This window comes from Catalinimonas alkaloidigena, from assembly GCF_029504655.1.
GTDB lineage: Bacteria > Bacteroidota > Bacteroidia > Cytophagales > Cyclobacteriaceae > Catalinimonas > Catalinimonas alkaloidigena.
In genome coordinates, this window is the sequence record NZ_JAQFIL010000001.1 from 297556 (window position 1) to 313233 (window position 15678).

Annotated in this window: 10 protein-coding genes and 1 tRNA gene; 1 reads left to right on the top strand and 10 read right to left on the bottom strand. The window is 40.6% G+C overall.

The features are described from left to right. Position 1 precedes the first annotated feature (1 nt). From OKW21_RS01225 to OKW21_RS01255, 7 genes are all read right to left on the bottom strand, one after another. The gene (locus OKW21_RS01225) at positions 2–1126 is read right to left on the bottom strand and encodes a restriction endonuclease subunit S (protein ID WP_277476539.1); all 1125 of its coding nucleotides are present in this window, start codon (positions 1124–1126) and stop codon (positions 2–4) included. 92 nt (positions 1127–1218) lie between these two features. Then, positions 1219–2688, bottom strand: a complete 1470-nt coding sequence (locus OKW21_RS01230; protein ID WP_277476540.1) for a type I restriction-modification system subunit M — start codon at positions 2686–2688, stop codon at positions 1219–1221. 29 nt (positions 2689–2717) lie between these two features. Then, a complete protein-coding gene (locus OKW21_RS01235) occupies positions 2718–4805 on the bottom strand; it encodes a GmrSD restriction endonuclease domain-containing protein (RefSeq protein WP_277476541.1) in 2088 nt (695 codons plus the stop codon). A gap of 10 nt (positions 4806–4815) precedes the next feature. Continuing rightward, a complete protein-coding gene (locus OKW21_RS01240) occupies positions 4816–6300 on the bottom strand; it encodes a type I restriction-modification system subunit M (protein ID WP_277476542.1) in 1485 nt (494 codons plus the stop codon). Positions 6301–6713: 413 nt separating this feature from the next. Further along, the gene (locus tag OKW21_RS01245) at positions 6714–7511 is read right to left on the bottom strand and encodes an endonuclease/exonuclease/phosphatase family protein (protein WP_277476543.1); all 798 of its coding nucleotides are present in this window, start codon (positions 7509–7511) and stop codon (positions 6714–6716) included. Between the two features lie 320 nt (positions 7512–7831). Further along, positions 7832–7905 (bottom strand) — tRNA-Arg (locus OKW21_RS01250). A 152-nt stretch (positions 7906–8057) separates the two neighbouring features. Continuing rightward, positions 8058–9920, bottom strand: coding sequence for an ABC transporter ATP-binding protein (locus tag OKW21_RS01255; protein WP_277476544.1), 1863 nt, complete (start codon positions 9918–9920; stop codon positions 8058–8060). A 73-nt stretch (positions 9921–9993) separates the two neighbouring features. Between OKW21_RS01255 and OKW21_RS01260 the strand changes: the two genes are divergently transcribed. Next, a complete protein-coding gene (locus OKW21_RS01260) occupies positions 9994–11073 on the top strand; it encodes a helix-turn-helix domain-containing protein (protein ID WP_277476545.1) in 1080 nt (359 codons plus the stop codon). Between the two features lie 4 nt (positions 11074–11077). Here the strand turns inward: OKW21_RS01260 and OKW21_RS01265 are convergent, their stop codons facing one another. The 3 genes from OKW21_RS01265 to OKW21_RS01275 are packed head-to-tail and all read right to left on the bottom strand — an operon-like array spanning position 11078 to position 15607. Further along, positions 11078–11854 carry a hypothetical protein gene (locus tag OKW21_RS01265; protein WP_277476546.1) on the bottom strand — a complete coding sequence of 259 codons (777 nt, stop codon included), beginning with the start codon at positions 11852–11854 and terminating at the stop codon, positions 11078–11080. Further along, positions 11821–13221, bottom strand: coding sequence for a sensor histidine kinase (locus OKW21_RS01270; protein WP_277476548.1), 1401 nt, complete (start codon positions 13219–13221; stop codon positions 11821–11823). The genes OKW21_RS01265 and OKW21_RS01270 overlap by 34 nt, the downstream gene beginning before the upstream one ends. A gap of 55 nt (positions 13222–13276) precedes the next feature. Beyond that, on the bottom strand, positions 13277–15607 hold the full coding sequence (locus OKW21_RS01275) for a PAS domain-containing sensor histidine kinase (RefSeq protein ID WP_277476549.1): 2331 nt from the start codon (positions 15605–15607) through the stop codon (positions 13277–13279). Positions 15608–15678 lie beyond the last annotated feature (71 nt).

The window sequence follows — 15678 nt, forward strand, 5'->3', positions numbered from 1 at the left end:
TTTAAAATATCTGATTGATGAGGCTTTTTTGGAGCGCTTTGGAGGAAGAAAGTTTTTTTTCAATAGCATCCAATGAGTCATCTATATGCTTTAGTATATTTACGATCCCCTTCTGTTCATCAAGACTAGGTACAGGAATATACATTGATCCTAACTCTTCTCTGTTAACTTTAGGCATACCTGTTCTATTTTGAAACCTTAGTAGCTTTTGGGTGAACTTATCTGTCAATAAATAATAAAAAAGATATTCTTTACAAAGAAGATCAGAATTGGGTTTAATAGGATAAATGTCGGCGCTACATAAACCTGTAAAATTAGGATTAGCGACTTTTTTAAAGTAGGGGCGAATCTTTGAATAAATTATATGTTCTTTTGAAAAAAGGTAGTTACCACTAGTTATATTCAATTCTTTAGCGGTTTTAAATTCTGTTATTCTACCAGTATTGGGTTCTATTCTCTCAGAACCAATTTGTACTAAACCTGAATACTTCTCATCCTTAGGGTCCACTTGCCCACTAGTGACTTCAGCGATATTAAAAAACTTATGTGCTTGCCATTCCTTATTGATTAAACCGCATTTTGAGTTTTTCAACTTAATATTCTTAGCATTATCAAGAGCAGCTATACCATAAGTAAATAGCTTCTCCCTATTAATTAGTCTAAGAAATTCAGTTTTTTCTTTTACAAAAATGATGTTTTCAATTACCTCATCCATAGCCCAGAGGAGTTCGGCCAGTTGGGCTTGCTGCTCTTTGGGAGGGAGGAGGAATTCGTAGTTGGCGAGATCATGAAACTTCACTCTGGGGGAGAGTCCACCAGCAGAATGCTTCACGGCATAATCAAAAAACTTGTCATTATTAACTACAAATGGAAGTAGTTTAGGCAAAAGTCCTTCTTTAGCCCGCATGACGGTAATATCACCAGAACAAATGCCATCAAAGTTTACCTGTGCTGCTTTTTTGAGATAAGCTCTTCTTCGTCCAAATAAGATATCTCCCTTTCTAAACTTTTTTGTAAAAGTAGTACTGTCTTCAATACTGGCAGCTCTTCTAAGGTGTATATCTTCAGGGTCAATGTGCTCAAGACCTACTACATGTGCAATGCCTTCGGCATGCATATCCTTCATCGTTTCCCTGGGTTCACTTACCACCTCTCCAAACTTTACTTTTTGCCAGGTTGATTTATCTAAACTTAGGCTTTTGCTCAGTACTGCTTCCATTAATTTTCAAGTATTTGAAAGAGTTCGTTCATCTTTGATTTCAATTCATCAGAAGATTTTTCCCACTTGTCATAGACTACTTCAAAATCTTCAGAAGAGTCAGGGTTGTGCTGGACTGGGCGAACATACAAATTGATAGCCATATTACCGTTTTTCTCCTTTAGTACTTCATTAGTAGCAACTAAAGCAGCAAAATTATTTTTTTCGGTAAAATCCTGATAAGCTTTGAAGATTTTATCAACATGGACCTTCTCTAAGAAACCCATTGTTTTATCCTGCCTAACTTCATTTACTGCATTAATGAATAGAATTTTACCCTTTTTATGCTCTTCTTTATTGGTTTTGGTAATCAGTAGACAGGCTTCCATAGGAGAGTTGTAAAAGAGGTTTGGTCCCAGACCAATGACACATTCTACCAGATCTTCTTCAATCATCTTCCGGCGCATATCAGCTTCAGAGTCCCTAAACAATATACCGTGAGGCCAGAGTGAGATAGACCTTCCGTTATGTTGATCCAGACTTTTTTGTATATGCTGCTGAAAGGCATAATCCGCACATCCTTGTGGAGGCGTGCCCCAGATATTCCTGCCGTAAGAATCTTGCTCAAAGCTTTTACGGTCCCAGGCTTTAATGGAGTAGGGGGGATTGGCCAAAATCACATTAAACTTTTTCAAAGTATCATGTTCCAGAAAGGCCGGATGCGTCAATGTATCTCCTCTTACTACCTGAAACTCCTCTATGCCGTGCAAAAACATATTCATACGGGCTATGGCTGAGGTGAGCAGGTTAATCTCCTGCCCATAGAGCCTTAGTGTGCGGTATTCCTTGCCTTCTTCCTTTAAATGTAAAGCACAGTTGAGCAGAAGCCCCCCAGAGCCACAGGTAGGGTCATACACGCTCTCCCCCGGTTGCGGGTCCATGATCATGGTCATGAGCTTTACCACCGTACGGTTGGTGTAAAACTCCGCAGCGGTATGTCCGCTATCATCAGCAAACTCCTTAATCAGGTACTCATAAGCATTGCCCAGCTGATCATCCGGTACATTGGCCAGGTTGAGCTTATGCTGAGAGAAGTGCTCAATGAGATTGGTGAGCGTTTCATCGGAGAGGCGGTTCTTATTGGTCCAACTGGCATCTCCAAAAATTCCGTATAATGTTTCCGGGTTGGCCTTCTCAATACCTCGCATCGCTTCCTGAATAGCCCTACCTACATTTACGGTAGTTTCCCGCACATCATTCCAGTGTGACCCTTTGGGTATCTGGAAGCGGTGGTTCTCTTCAAAAGAGGCGTACTCCAGGTCTCCGCCACTTTCCTGCATAGCCTGTTCAAACTCCTCATCATACACATCACAGATACGCTTAAAAAAGAGTAGGGGGAAGATGTATTGCTTATAATCTCCGGCATCTATAGTGCCTCGCAGGGCAATAGCGGCCCCCCAGAGATATTTTTCTAATTCCGCCTGGGTCATATTTTGTTTAGGTAGTTTTTATCAATTCTTTATTCTGCCTCACTTACAAGAAGGCTCTCCTCCAAATAAGGTCTAAGGATAGAATGAAACCATGCAATGGCGGCCTCCCCATCTTTCAGGGTAGCCTCAGTAATATCCCTGCTATGTCTTATGCTATTCCTGAGCTCTCCCAACTGACTGAAGCGTGTCATGATCATTCCTTTGCTACCAAAGTTCTCTTCAAATATAGGCCATACTCCCTTAGCTAGCATTACGTCTTTATATTCCTGTAGATCAAAAAAGTCTAATTTTCTCCGTAAGGCATCAAATTGCTTTTTATCCTCTCCAGGATTTTTTCTCAGCCAGTGATTAATTCGCCCTTCAGACTTTTCACGAATGTGTATAGGAATAAACTCCTCGTAGGCATTGAGTTCAGCAGTGTTTTCCAGTTTCATCGCAATTAGGTTCCTCATCGCAATTTCCAGATTTTCTACCTCCTTATCGTAGTGCTGAAGGTCTTCAGGTACTACATTCTCCTTTTTAGTTTCATGATATGACTTCAAGAATTTATTGATACCATCACATATTTTTTTCCTTCTTTCCTCCAAGAAAGTTTCGTATTGATCAATATCATACAGCTCTGTATTAGTAGGTACAAACTGTTTCCTTAACTGCTCAGCATCAATCTTGGGTAGATATTCCGCTGGGTCGGTATCCAAAATTTCAATGTTAGATTGCTGAGTAATGAAAGCAATATTGGCAATCTCATTAATCAGGGCCTTATGAACAGAGTTTTTAGAATTGTATTTTTTATAAAGAAAGGCTTTAGGGAATATATGATGGCGTTGAAGCTTATTATTATAGCCTATGCTTTTTGAGTAAAGACTTAATGCAGGATTGGTCCAGTCCTTAGCATTTTGAGCTCTAATAGCGCTGTAAAAAATATTATAAATTCTACTTCTAACCCCTTGGTAAGCCAGGTCTTCTGTTCTCAGATAGAGGTTAGTGCCCCGGTAAAGCTGCATCTCTTTGATCAGTGCATCTAATGAATCTGTTTCTTTGATAATGTTGATGTCCTTCTCCAGATAGGATTCAGAAGATCCACTAAAACGCCCCCAGAGCAATGCCATGAAAAGCCAGAAAATAGCCTTATTGGCTTCCTCTGCACTTTCAAACTTTAAATCTTTGCGAGATAGATAGTAGATTAATACATACAGTACATAGAATGAACTGTAACTATCAGAAGAGTCAATGTATGCACTATCCCTTAGAATATTGATGAGATACGATAATAGTTTTTTGAGTTTAGGCCATGCTTCCTCAAATTGCTCCTGGGTGACATCTGCAATTTCAGCAGTGTATTTTCCTCTGCCAGTTGTTAAGATGTTGATACATCTGGTCAGAAACCTGAAGCTAAAGTCGTAATTATAAGTTTTGTACTCCTCTATTACTTCCCTAAAACGTTCTTTTACCTGGGGCCAGTTAGAAGTAATGATGGCTAAGGCAAGATCCGATTCACTGAGCGTAGTACCTGTCTTATTTACTAGGTTAAATATCTCTACAACTTTGTCTAACTCGGTAATTGTAATTTCTTTGATATAGTATCCGTAGTTTTCAATTTCACCTAGCTTGTTGATAGTATCAATCTTGCTTAGATAAAAACTCTTTGTATCTGCGTCCAAGCTATTTAAATCCTTTAGAAAAGCAGATACTCCTCCCTTGCTCAAAAAATCGGAAACATGAATCCACTCCGGATTATTTTCCATCTTCCGAGGCATATAGTATTCAAATTCTTCAGTCTCCAGATTGAAGTATAAGTCCGTACGCAGAGATACCCCTTCATACCAGGAGGGTGTTTTACCTCTGAAAATAGTATAAATGGTAGTGAGTCTTTGTTGCCCATCAAGAATAAGCTGATGGTAAATAGAATTGGTATCAGGCTTATCTCCTCGTATTTTAGAAGGTTCTCTGGTTTTCCAGATCAGAAATGACCCTGAAGGGTACTCTAAAAAAAGAGATCTAAAAAACTCTTTTACCTGGGTGCTATTCCAAACATATCCTCTCTGAAACTCAGGGATAGTATACTCCCCATTGTCAATAGACATTAAAATGTCCTTAATCTTCTTTTCAATAGCCATCTTACAACCTTTAACTTAAGAATTTTTGAAGTACTGATTTAAATTTATCTTCTGCTTTCAAGCTCTCATTCCATGCCTCTTTTAGGTCAGCTAAGGCCTCTTCAACGGTAGGTAAATCATCTTCAATGATTTTTTCTACATACAGAGGAATATTGAGATTGAAGTCATTTTCTATGATATCTTCTAGAGATGTCACTTTTACATGGTTTTCTACATCTTCAAAGGCCGAATACCACTCATAAATCTGTTTTACGTGCAGCGGCTCCAGGAAATTCTTGGCTCTTCCTATTCTGATCTGATCAGCAGCATCAATAAATAGTACCTTATCTTTTTTAGCTGCTTCTTTTTGCTTTTTGAAGACCATAATACAGGCTGCTAGTTGTGTACCGTAGAAAATATTAGGTCCAATACCGATCACAGCTTCCAACAAATCATCTTCTAATAAGGCCTTTCGTATTTTGCCTTCTGCCCCTTTACGGAATAGCGCACCATGAGGAAGTACTACAGTCATTCTTCCACTCGCATTCATGGATTTGATCATATGCTGTACCCAGGCCATATCAGCATTACCCTGAGGGGGTACACCGGCTATGTTACGTCCAAAGGGGTCATTGGCCCAATTCTCCGCTCCCCAATTACCAAGTGAGAATGGAGGGTTAGCAATAACACAGTCAAAAGTCTTCAAACCATCAGCCTCAAAAAATACTGGGTTTTTCAGTGTATCACCTCTCTCTATAAAGAAATCCTCAACCCCATGCAGAAACATATTCATTCTGGCAATAGAGCTAGAAGTAAGGTTCTTCTCCTGACCATATAGCTTAAGTGTGCGGTAATCCTGCTGATGGTCTTTTAGGTGATCCACACATTCCAAGAGCATGCCTCCGGTACCGCAAGCCGGATCGTAGATGGTTTCACCTTCTTTAGGATCTAGGATATGACCCATAAGGTGAACTACTGAGCGAGGAGTATAAAACTCACCTGCTTTTTTGTTAGTGAGATCCGCAAAATGCTTGATCAGATACTCATAAGCCTGGCCTAAAATGTCAGGGTCTACCAGTTCATTAGATAAAGTATATTGGGAAAAATGCTCAATTAGATCAGTAAGAAGGCGATCCGAGAGTTTATTTTTATTGCTCCACTGGGCGTCACCAAAAATATCATATAAATACTCTTGGTTAGCCTGCTCTATACCTCTTAGGGCTTTTTCAATAGCTAACCCTACATTGGTAGTAGTCTCACTTACATCTTTCCAATGACACCCTTCAGGAATCTCAAATCTGTGAAATTCAGGTAATGAAGCATATTCTTCATCGCCACCAGATTCTTCTAAAGCTTGTCTATATTCTTCATCGTAAGTATCTGAGATTCTTTTAAAAAAAAGGAGAGGGAATATGTATACTTTAAAGTCTGAGGCATCTACTGGACCTTTAAGTATCCATGCTGCTTTTGAAAGGTATTGTTCTAATTGAGAGAGCGTTAGTTTGGTTTCTGTCATAGCATAAGTGTAAAATTCAGTATTATTCACTGTTTCCACCTTTTAAATTAAGATTGGCTAAATTGAGAGAATTCGTGAGCATTTATCGCAACCTGTTAAATTACACTTGAGACAGATATGATAATCTATCAATGCAATCTAAATCATTAATTTTGTAATAAGCAGTAACACTTTATTAAACACAAGCAAATAAAGATTTCAATATAGTAAAGAAATTGTGATGAAAAATCTAGGTGAAACCGATATTCCCAACGAAGTAAAATTTTCTTATGAATTCCCGGAAACTACAATCAAGAAGTTGAATAAGTAAATTGTAGACACACCTTAAACCGTTAATTTTAATTAATATTAATGGAATCAAGCTTTTACTCTCTATTATTTTACTCGGTGGGTGTATTTTAAGACATAGAAGCTTATTCCCATATGCTGATCATCATTGAGTGATCACTAAGCTTGTTTGTACGTACATTATGGTCATAGTAACAGTTTACTATGGTGAGGTTTTTAGATAGAATATGGTCAAACCTCCTTCCCACTTTATTGCTGTGTCCCACATGCCAGCTGTAGTCGTGCACATTGTAGCCCTGAATTGTACGATAATTATCCACAAAACCATAGGGCTCTAGTCCTTTCAGCAAGCCATATTCACCATCATGCCATCGGCTTCCCTGCTCTCTGCACCTGGCAAGGCGGATACTACCATCCTTACGAATTTTTTGCCCCCAGGTGACCAGTGTACCATCGCAAAGTTCAGTTTGGGGAGAGTTGAAATCTCCACAAAGAATAGCAGGGGTATCAGAAACACAGGTCAGATGATGATGTACACCTTCAAAGGTCTCAATCTTTATCCATCCATTGGAGGCTCCGGGTGGAATGTGCGTGGTAGTTATTTCAAGGTTGTCATAGGCTGGCACACACACAGTCAAAGCCTTCTCGGGCCAGATCAATTTGGGTTGGTCTGTAGGGTATATCTCTTCTTTGGCAGCAATCATCACAAAGTTGTTCCTGGATTTAGGAAGTTCAGGATCATAGTGATGAATTGTAGAGGTCACATGATAACCTTCTTGTTCTAATACTCCACACCATAGATCATGAGTAGAGGCCTTAATTTCTTGTAATGCAATAAAATCCGGTTTATGCGTAAGAATAGCTTCAAATTGGAAAGGTAATTTCTTTTTGCGACCAGCCGTATTCCAGGTAATGAGTTTCATAACCCTTAAATAAACATAGACAAGGCAAATCAAATAGACAGAACAAATGGGTACCTTACTCAGGTATAGTTTTATGACTTAATTTCTGTTCAATAAGAATTAATTTGACTTTCACATCTAATCTTTTTCAGAACATTGCAGCCTATGAGAAGGTGTTTTATTGGCCATAGAAGTTGTTATGTAATTGAAAAGATTTATAGCCTTATATTTCTTTTATGAATAGGATGAGTAAAGAGTTATAAACTAAGAATGTTGGTGAAATTGTTGGTGAAAAAGAAAAAGCCACTCACAATTTTGATCGTAAGTGGCTGATTGTCAAGTGATCCCGCCAGGACTCGAACCTGGAACCTACTGCTTAGAAGGCAGTTGCTCTATCCAGTTGAGCTACGAGACCAAAATTTTAAAGAGCAGAGTATTTGCAAAACTCTCATCCCCTTGGTCTGCGAGACCTTCAAGATTGCCTTAGTGTAGAAGGCTTTTCTTAAATGAGCTGCAAATGTACGCAATATCTGCTTAATTATGCAAGGCCATCTGCTAGAATTTCGCCTAGCGATAACCCTGGGCTTGTAAATCAAAGAGTTCAGCATACTTCCCTCCTTTAATCAGCAACTCTTCATGAGTGCCTATCTCCAGTAAACCTCCTTTTTCCAGTACCAATATCCGGTCGGCCATGCGAACAGTGGAGAAGCGGTGAGAAATTAAGACCGCGCTTTTGCCTTCAGTCAGGTCGGCAAAACGACGAAATACTTCGTACTCCGCCCGGGCATCTAATGCAGCAGTAGGTTCATCCAAAACCAGCAATTGAGCATCTCGCATGTAAGCCCGGCTGATAGCGATTTTCTGCCATTCCCCTCCCGAAAGGTTGACCCCTTCCGCAAACCTACGCCCAATCATCTGCTCATAACCTTTGGGCAACTTACTGATTACTTGGTCAGCCATGCCACGATATGCGGCATCATCTACTTTGAGGCGATTATCTTTTTCTTCTATTTTCCCTACCGCAATATTTGTGGAAGCATTCATCTGATAACGCACAAAATCCTGAAAGATCACACCAATGGCTTCCCGTAGTTCTGCAGGGTTATATTCTCTAAGATCACGGCCATCAAGTAATATTCTTCCTTCATTAGGGTCATAAAGACGAGTAATTAGTTTGATGATGGTGGTTTTTCCAGCACCGTTTTCTCCCACCAGAGCCAGCTTTTCTCCGGCATGAAGCGTAAAAGATAGATTCCTTACTGCCCATATATTTGTGTTAGGGTATTTAAATCCTACCTTTTCAAAGGTGAAGCCCCCTTGTATGGGCTGAGGTACAGGCAAGGATTTGTCATTTACCGCGATAAGGGGTTTCATTTCAAAGAAATCAAAGAAATCCTGCAGATAAAGCGCTCCTTCTGCCATGCTAGAAAACTGGTTCAGAACATTCTCAAGCAGCGTACGCAAACGTGAAAAAGAGCCAGCCAAGAAAGTAAGGTCACCAATGCTAAGCTGGCCATTTACGGTTTGGAGAATGATCATGACATAGGCGCCATAATACCCGGCGCTGCCGATGGTGGCAAACACACTCCCCCAGCGGGCACGGTCTATGGCTACTTTGCGGTTGGCCAAATAGTATTTATCAGCCAATCTGCTGAAGTGTTTGACCAGAAAATCTGATAAACCAAAGATTTTTACTTCTTTAGCTGTCTCATCACTGGCGCCGATAAAGCGGAAATAGTCCAGCTCTCTTCGCTCAGGTGTCCATTGGGTATTGAGCGAGTAGCTACGCTCATTGAAATGTGATTCTCCCAAAAATGCAGGGACTACCGCTACCAGTATGAGTAAAATGAGCCAGGGGTTAAAAGCTACCAATCCGGCAGCCAGAAAACCAATGGTAATGATGCTCTGAAACTGGCTGAGCACCTGTGTCATTAGCGTAGTACGCCTTACTGTTTGCCGACGAGCCCGCTCCAGTTTGTCATAAAAATCTGCGTCTTCAAACTGGGCGAGGTCTAGTGAACCAGCATGCTGCATCAGCCGTACAGAAGATTCGTTGGCGAATTTATCGCCCAAAAGACTATCCAAAAGTACAGTAGCCCGGTTGATGGCATCTGAAACAATCGCTAGTAATAGTTCCAGCCCTATGTAGGTAAAAAGTAATGTGAGCTCAGCCTCTCCGGAAGCTTGAGTTAGCCTTACGACTTCATCAATAATGAGTTTACCAATGTATAAGGTTGTAACCGGAATAGCAGCTCGCACCACACGCAAGATCACATTGGCCGTAAACATTTTAGGGCTTACCTGCCATATTAAGCGGAAGAAAGCAGGCAAGTGCTGTAGCGCCTGAAATCTTTCTCTTAGTGAAAGCCTTTCTCCTTGCTTTACTTTATCTTTGGCTGAAGTTTGTTTTTTATCTTTGTTTAAACTCATTTTCGGGTAGAAAGGGAAACTTTTTGTATACTTACTAAGTACTTTAGCTAATTGCTAATCAAAACCAACTGCCTTGAATACGGCGAGTCAAAATATCCGGTACCTCAGAAGAAAGTACCAGTTTACACAAGAACAAATGGCCCAAAAGCTGGGTATTAAGCGGTCCTTGCTAGGAGCATATGAGGAAGCCAGGGCCAACCCCCGGCTGGAGGTGCTGGTGAAAGCAGCCGAACTATTCAACGTCTCGGTGGATCAGTTGGTTTCCAAACCCCTGAGTAAACCCCTCGGAGAACCCCAGAAGTCTGGCCAGTCCGGGAATATCCATTCTGGGACTCGCCAGTCCAGGACTATCCAGTCCGAGAATATCCATTCTGAGAATATCCATTCTGGGAATATCCATTCTGGGAATATCCATTCTGGGACCCACCATACCAGGATGCAGCAAACTCATGAAGAGGAGGCAGATGACGCGTTTTATGGTGAGCATTTATCAGGAGAAGGGAAGTCCGCTAGCCGGGAAGCTAACAAGCTATCAGATGAATCAGATACATACGCTCATCAACCACCAGCTAAAAGACCTTATCTGCCTCCCAGGAAAATTAATTTTCCAGCTTCTGAGAGCAAAAAGGCTTTGCAGCGTGTGCGCTTAGTAGTGGAAGGTGAGTTTAAGCAGTATTTCTATAATGCAGTGGAAAGAGAATATCTGGAAACTTTGCCAGAACTAACACTCCCGCTACCTTCATCTGCCGACCAATACCGTGCTTTTGAGATCATTGATGATGCTATGCGGCCCCTAAAAAAGGGAGCAATAGCAGTAGGATGTAGGATAGAAAGTATCCAAAAGCTTAAAGATGGTAAACCGCATATTCTGATTACCCGAACTGAAGGTATTCTTTTCCGTCGCGTTTATAATCATATTGCCCGCTCAGGAAACTTACTGCTGGAAGCCAATCATCCGGCTTATGAGCGCATTAGCCTGCCTGTACTGGGTAAGGAGGTGGAAGCATGGGAAGTGGTCTTATATATCTCTGCTGATGATCCTTATCAGTTTTCTCCTGTTCGGGATAACAATGAAGCGATAGATTTACCCCGGCTCACGTCCATCGTATTAGAGCTGCAGCAGGAAGTGATGAAGCTGAAAGAGAATTTGTAGTTTTTCAGAAAAAGCTTCTGAACATCTTCTCCATTTCACCCACTGCATCCTTTTTTTTACTGGGGTTGCTCACTGCAGTTCCTAGCTTGTACCAAAGTCCATCTCCCTGATCAATATACTTTCCGGGCTTATTGGGAAGCTTGTTTTTAGCTTTTTCAGGATCATAATCAGGCAGGTAGACAGTCTGTAGAAGAGGCATAAGCTGCTCCCACTTGAGTGTTTTCTCTTCTTTCTTTCCATTTTTCTCTCTCATCACGGTAAGAGAACGATGGCTGAAGCGAGGCTGTACACTGATTGTTTGCTTATCGTTAGCGCCTAGTTCTACATAACTTATCTTCAAAGGAAGTTCTTTCTTGCTGATTTCATAAATTGCCTGGATAATCTCTTGCGTAAAGTATTCCCAACCCTCTATATTGTCAGGAATACCTTTCTCTGTCTCATCATTTTCGTAATTCAGCTTAAGTTCAAGTACCTGCTGGCTATCTGGTTTTGGCGATTCAAAAAGATGATTGGTACTGGCTACTACATCTAAGATGGCAGGTTTCCAGGGCTTAGGGAGCGAGCCTTTCCACTCAAAATCATCATAAAGCGTAAAGCCTTCTTCTATAATTTCTTCCTCACTAAGCTGCTCACGTTCAGTATATTTGATCTGAAAAGAAGTTTGAAGCTGGGCAGAGGAGAAGTCAATGCTCAGGCGATACTCGTGGGCGTAGGGAGGAGGTACTACCAGGGTTTGAAAAATGATTTCTATTTGTTTAATACGGGATTTAATGAGCGACATGGAATTTTATTAGGTATTTTAACTGTAAATATAGTGCCTTTTCCTAAGGTTGACACTACACTTATACTACCCTCAAGTTTCTCTAATGTTTCATTAACGATATAAAGCCCCAGGCCGGAGCCTATGCCATCCTGATTGGCCCGAAAAAACATCTCAAAAACTTTGTTCTGGTGATCTTTTGCTATACCCATGCCATTGTCTTCTACTTCCAGCATAGCCATATCATCTTTTGTAGTAACCCTGATCTTTACGAATGACTTTCTACGGTGGGGAGCCGAATAGCGAATAGCGTTGGACAACAAATTGCTGACAATAATGCTCAGCCTGTGTTTATCAGAATAAAATGGACTGTGCTGTTGTATACTGACGTATTTCTCTATGTGGATTGAGTTATCCATATAGTCTAATTGTTCAAATATCATATGGATTATGTCAGAAAAGTCAATTTCCACTTGTTGAATTTCTGTGCGGGCATTTTTGCTTACATGCACGATATCCTGAATGAACCCATCCAGCCTTTTGACGCTTTTTTCTTTAAGCAAAAGATACTCTTTTACCTTATCAATGTTTTTTTCCAGTTTGGCAAGGTGAATGAGGCCAAGGATAGAAGTAAGTGGCGCCCTGAGATCATGAGAAGCCCGGTAAACAAAACGATCCAGCTCATGATTAATCTTTTTCATTATCTGATTTTGAGATTCCAGAGCCTGCGTTCGTTCAGAAACCATGCTTTCCAGCTCAGTATTGTACGTTTTTACCTTGAGTGACTCTGCTTCAAGTCTTTGAATAAGGTTAGTAAAGGTCTTTAACATACGATATGCAATAATGCTTAGTATTGCGAAAATCATCATGTAGCTAAAGAGGAGGGAAAACGGATGGGTATCAAAAGGTTGTATAGATGTCTTGTATGCAATGATAAAGTAGTGAATGGCGATAGACACAAAACCTAAGCTGCAAACGATAAGCATTTGGTAAGTTTGCTGCATAAAAAACGCTACGCAGAGTATACACAAGGTAAACAGAAGGGTAGTTTCAAGTATTCGGTAATACGTAAGGTCGTGGGCATAAAAATAGTCAGTAAGTATACTATGGATGATGATGATGCTAACGAGACATATCAGGTAAATATGAGCGGCAATGTTTTGGCGGCAGGTTTTGATTAAATATAGGGCAAATGCAGAAGACAATAAGAAGATCAGGTCTCCAAATATCACCAATAAGGGCTTGGCATCAGCAATATGAATAATGATACCGATTAGAAGAGAAGGAATAGTAATAAGGCAAGCAATTACTAAAACTCTGGCTTTTTCCTTCTCATACAGCGATCCCTTTTCGTAAGTATGTGTAAAATATTGAGTCAACCCGTCCACAGCGAATTATTAATCAATGGGTGAAGTAGTAAGTAAGTTAGCAATTTTGTAATAGCTAGTCCAGTGTAGGGAGGTAAACAGTAAACTTAGTCATTTTTCCAGGCTCAGAGTAAACATCAATGGTCGCGTTAAGCTTATCAACAGTTTCTTTGACAATATATAAACCTAGCCCGCTACCGCTTTTATTCTGGTTGGCTCTGTAGAACATCTCATATATACGGGCTTGATGTTCATTATCTATGCCTACACCATTATCTTCTACCGCTATCTTAGCACCTTTCCGGTTGACTTGAACACATACTTTTACAAAGGGTTGGGGCTGGTTGAGGTTGGCATAACGTAAAGCATTAGAAATCAAATTTCTAAGTATGACTCGTATCCTTCGGGTATCAGAATAAAAGTCTAATGTTTGATCAATCTCGCTAATTTTTTTAATACTGTGACTTTCCTGATCATATTGTTGCTCTTCAAATATTTCATCTATAAGCTTCTGAAAATCAACAGCCTCTTTCTGAATAGTTAGGCGTGCGTTTTTAGAAAGGTCCATGATTTCTCTGATAAAGCTATCTAGCTTCAGTATGCTTTTTTCCTGCAGGTCCAGATAGTGCATTATTGTGGAGTGGTCTTCTTCTTCCCGGGCAATATGGATAAGGCCTAATACGGAAGAAAGGGGGGCTCTGAGATCATGAGACACACTATAGACAAACTGGTCCAGCTCACCATTAACTTTTTTGAGTGCCAGGTTTTGCTGGAGCAGTTGCTCTTCCGCCTCTTTCTGGGCAGTAATATCCTGAGATATCCCGAAGATTACCTTTGGCGCATTAGCCTTGTAATGCGAGTATAGCATGAATTGGAGCAGCGTTCCATTTTGGTGATAGAGGCGATAGGGAAACTGATCCTGAAAATGAGGGTCTCCTTCATTTTGCTCAGCCCAGGCTAGCCTTTCCTGTAAGAACGAAATATCCTCAGGGTAGAGAAAGCGCTCAACAAATTCTTCCATGCTAAGGATAAGATCTTCATCTGTAGGGAGTCCTATTACGTTGAGTCCTTCTTTACCGATTTTGATCATACGGGTTTGCAGGTCAAATTCCCAGCTGGCAGCGCCAGCGATTTTAAGTGCCTTAATCAGGTTGTATTCGTATTCTTTTGCTTTTTCTTCAACTTTTTTAAGGGTGGTGATATCCTGTCCGAATAATGAGACCTCTCTTACTTCCTGCTCTGTTTTGATTGGGTTGAACGTAATCTGGAAAAAAGTTTTTTCCTGCTTTACCATTTCCACAATCATCTCGCTAAAACCCTCTCCACGAAATGCTTTTTCAAAGCGAGTTTGCCAGAAGTCTCTGATATGCTCAGGGTATTTGGAAAGCAAAAAATCCCCGCTCTTTAGGTTTTGCCCGTAAGCTTCGTGAAAACGTCTCTGAAATGCTGTATTGATCACCTGTACCTGCCAGTTGCAGTTAACCGACATGATCATTTCCGAAGTATTTTCAATAACAGAGGATAGCTGAGAGGTTCTTGTGGCGACCTCTCTTTCCAGGGTTTGGTTGGCTCTCTTTTGTTGATTGAAAATCTCTTTCATGTCGTACTGCAGCAGTGCTAATGCGCCAAATACATTGTAAAAAGCATCATTATAGTCAGTGTGAAAGTCTGTGGTATCAAAGTCTTTGTGCCAGGTCATTCTCCCAACCATCTCTAGTAATTTCTGAGCCCTGTTTTTATGGAGATAGTGAAGCTTTTCGTGCTTATCTGTCAAATACAGGTATTCCTGTAAAAGCTCCTGATGACTTGCCTGATGGGGGTCAAAAGATGTATCTGAATGGCGTTTAGACCTCGCCTGTTCTGAATGTTCTTTTCTTAAGATAATATGGATAGCTTTGGGCAGAGACCTGGCTAAGGTGACCTTATCGGAAAAACCGGGATGGATGCTGGTATAGATTCTGAAAATGGTTGTCCCCAAGCCAGATAAGACATAATAACTGTGTTTCCAATGAGGAGCGAGTGCATTGGTGATGTCTTCATAAACCTTGCGGGCCGAGAGAGAAAACGCATTGATGTTAGAAAGGTCAAGTATATGATAAAGCTGTTGAGATTGATCAGCAAAAGCGACAACTTTTTTCATGCGTTCATAAACCGCCTTGCTGTGCTTTTTTCTTACGTTGCCTTTTACCCAGTACAAAATAATTTTCTGATTGATCAGAAAACCGATAAAAGCATATTCGTCAGCGATAAATTGCCATTCCTTTTTGCTAATTACTTCTAGCTCTTCACTACTTTCGTTAAGAATGAGATGGCGAATTGCATTGACATCTGATGCTACTGACTCCAGATCGTAACCATCACTTATTGGATATGTGTCGTTCTTGCTAATGTTGTTTTCAGGTTGCATAGGCCAAGAGGATATCAATCAACAATCTTCTTATCATGACCATTTATGCTGGAATTTAGCTGTTTTTCGGT

Coding starts and splice junctions, on each gene's coding strand:
- OKW21_RS01225 (WP_277476539.1), bottom strand. CDS start 1,126: ATGAAGGATATGCATGCCGAAGGCATTGCACATGTAGTAGGTCTTGAG.
- OKW21_RS01230 (WP_277476540.1), bottom strand. CDS start 2,688: ATGACCCAGGCGGAATTAGAAAAATATCTCTGGGGGGCCGCTATTGCC.
- OKW21_RS01235 (WP_277476541.1), bottom strand. CDS start 4,805: ATGGCTATTGAAAAGAAGATTAAGGACATTTTAATGTCTATTGACAAT.
- OKW21_RS01240 (WP_277476542.1), bottom strand. CDS start 6,300: ATGACAGAAACCAAACTAACGCTCTCTCAATTAGAACAATACCTTTCA.
- OKW21_RS01245 (WP_277476543.1), bottom strand. CDS start 7,511: ATGAAACTCATTACCTGGAATACGGCTGGTCGCAAAAAGAAATTACCT.
- OKW21_RS01255 (WP_277476544.1), bottom strand. CDS start 9,920: ATGAGTTTAAACAAAGATAAAAAACAAACTTCAGCCAAAGATAAAGTA.
- OKW21_RS01265 (WP_277476546.1), bottom strand. CDS start 11,854: ATGTCGCTCATTAAATCCCGTATTAAACAAATAGAAATCATTTTTCAA.
- OKW21_RS01275 (WP_277476549.1), bottom strand. CDS start 15,607: ATGCAACCTGAAAACAACATTAGCAAGAACGACACATATCCAATAAGT.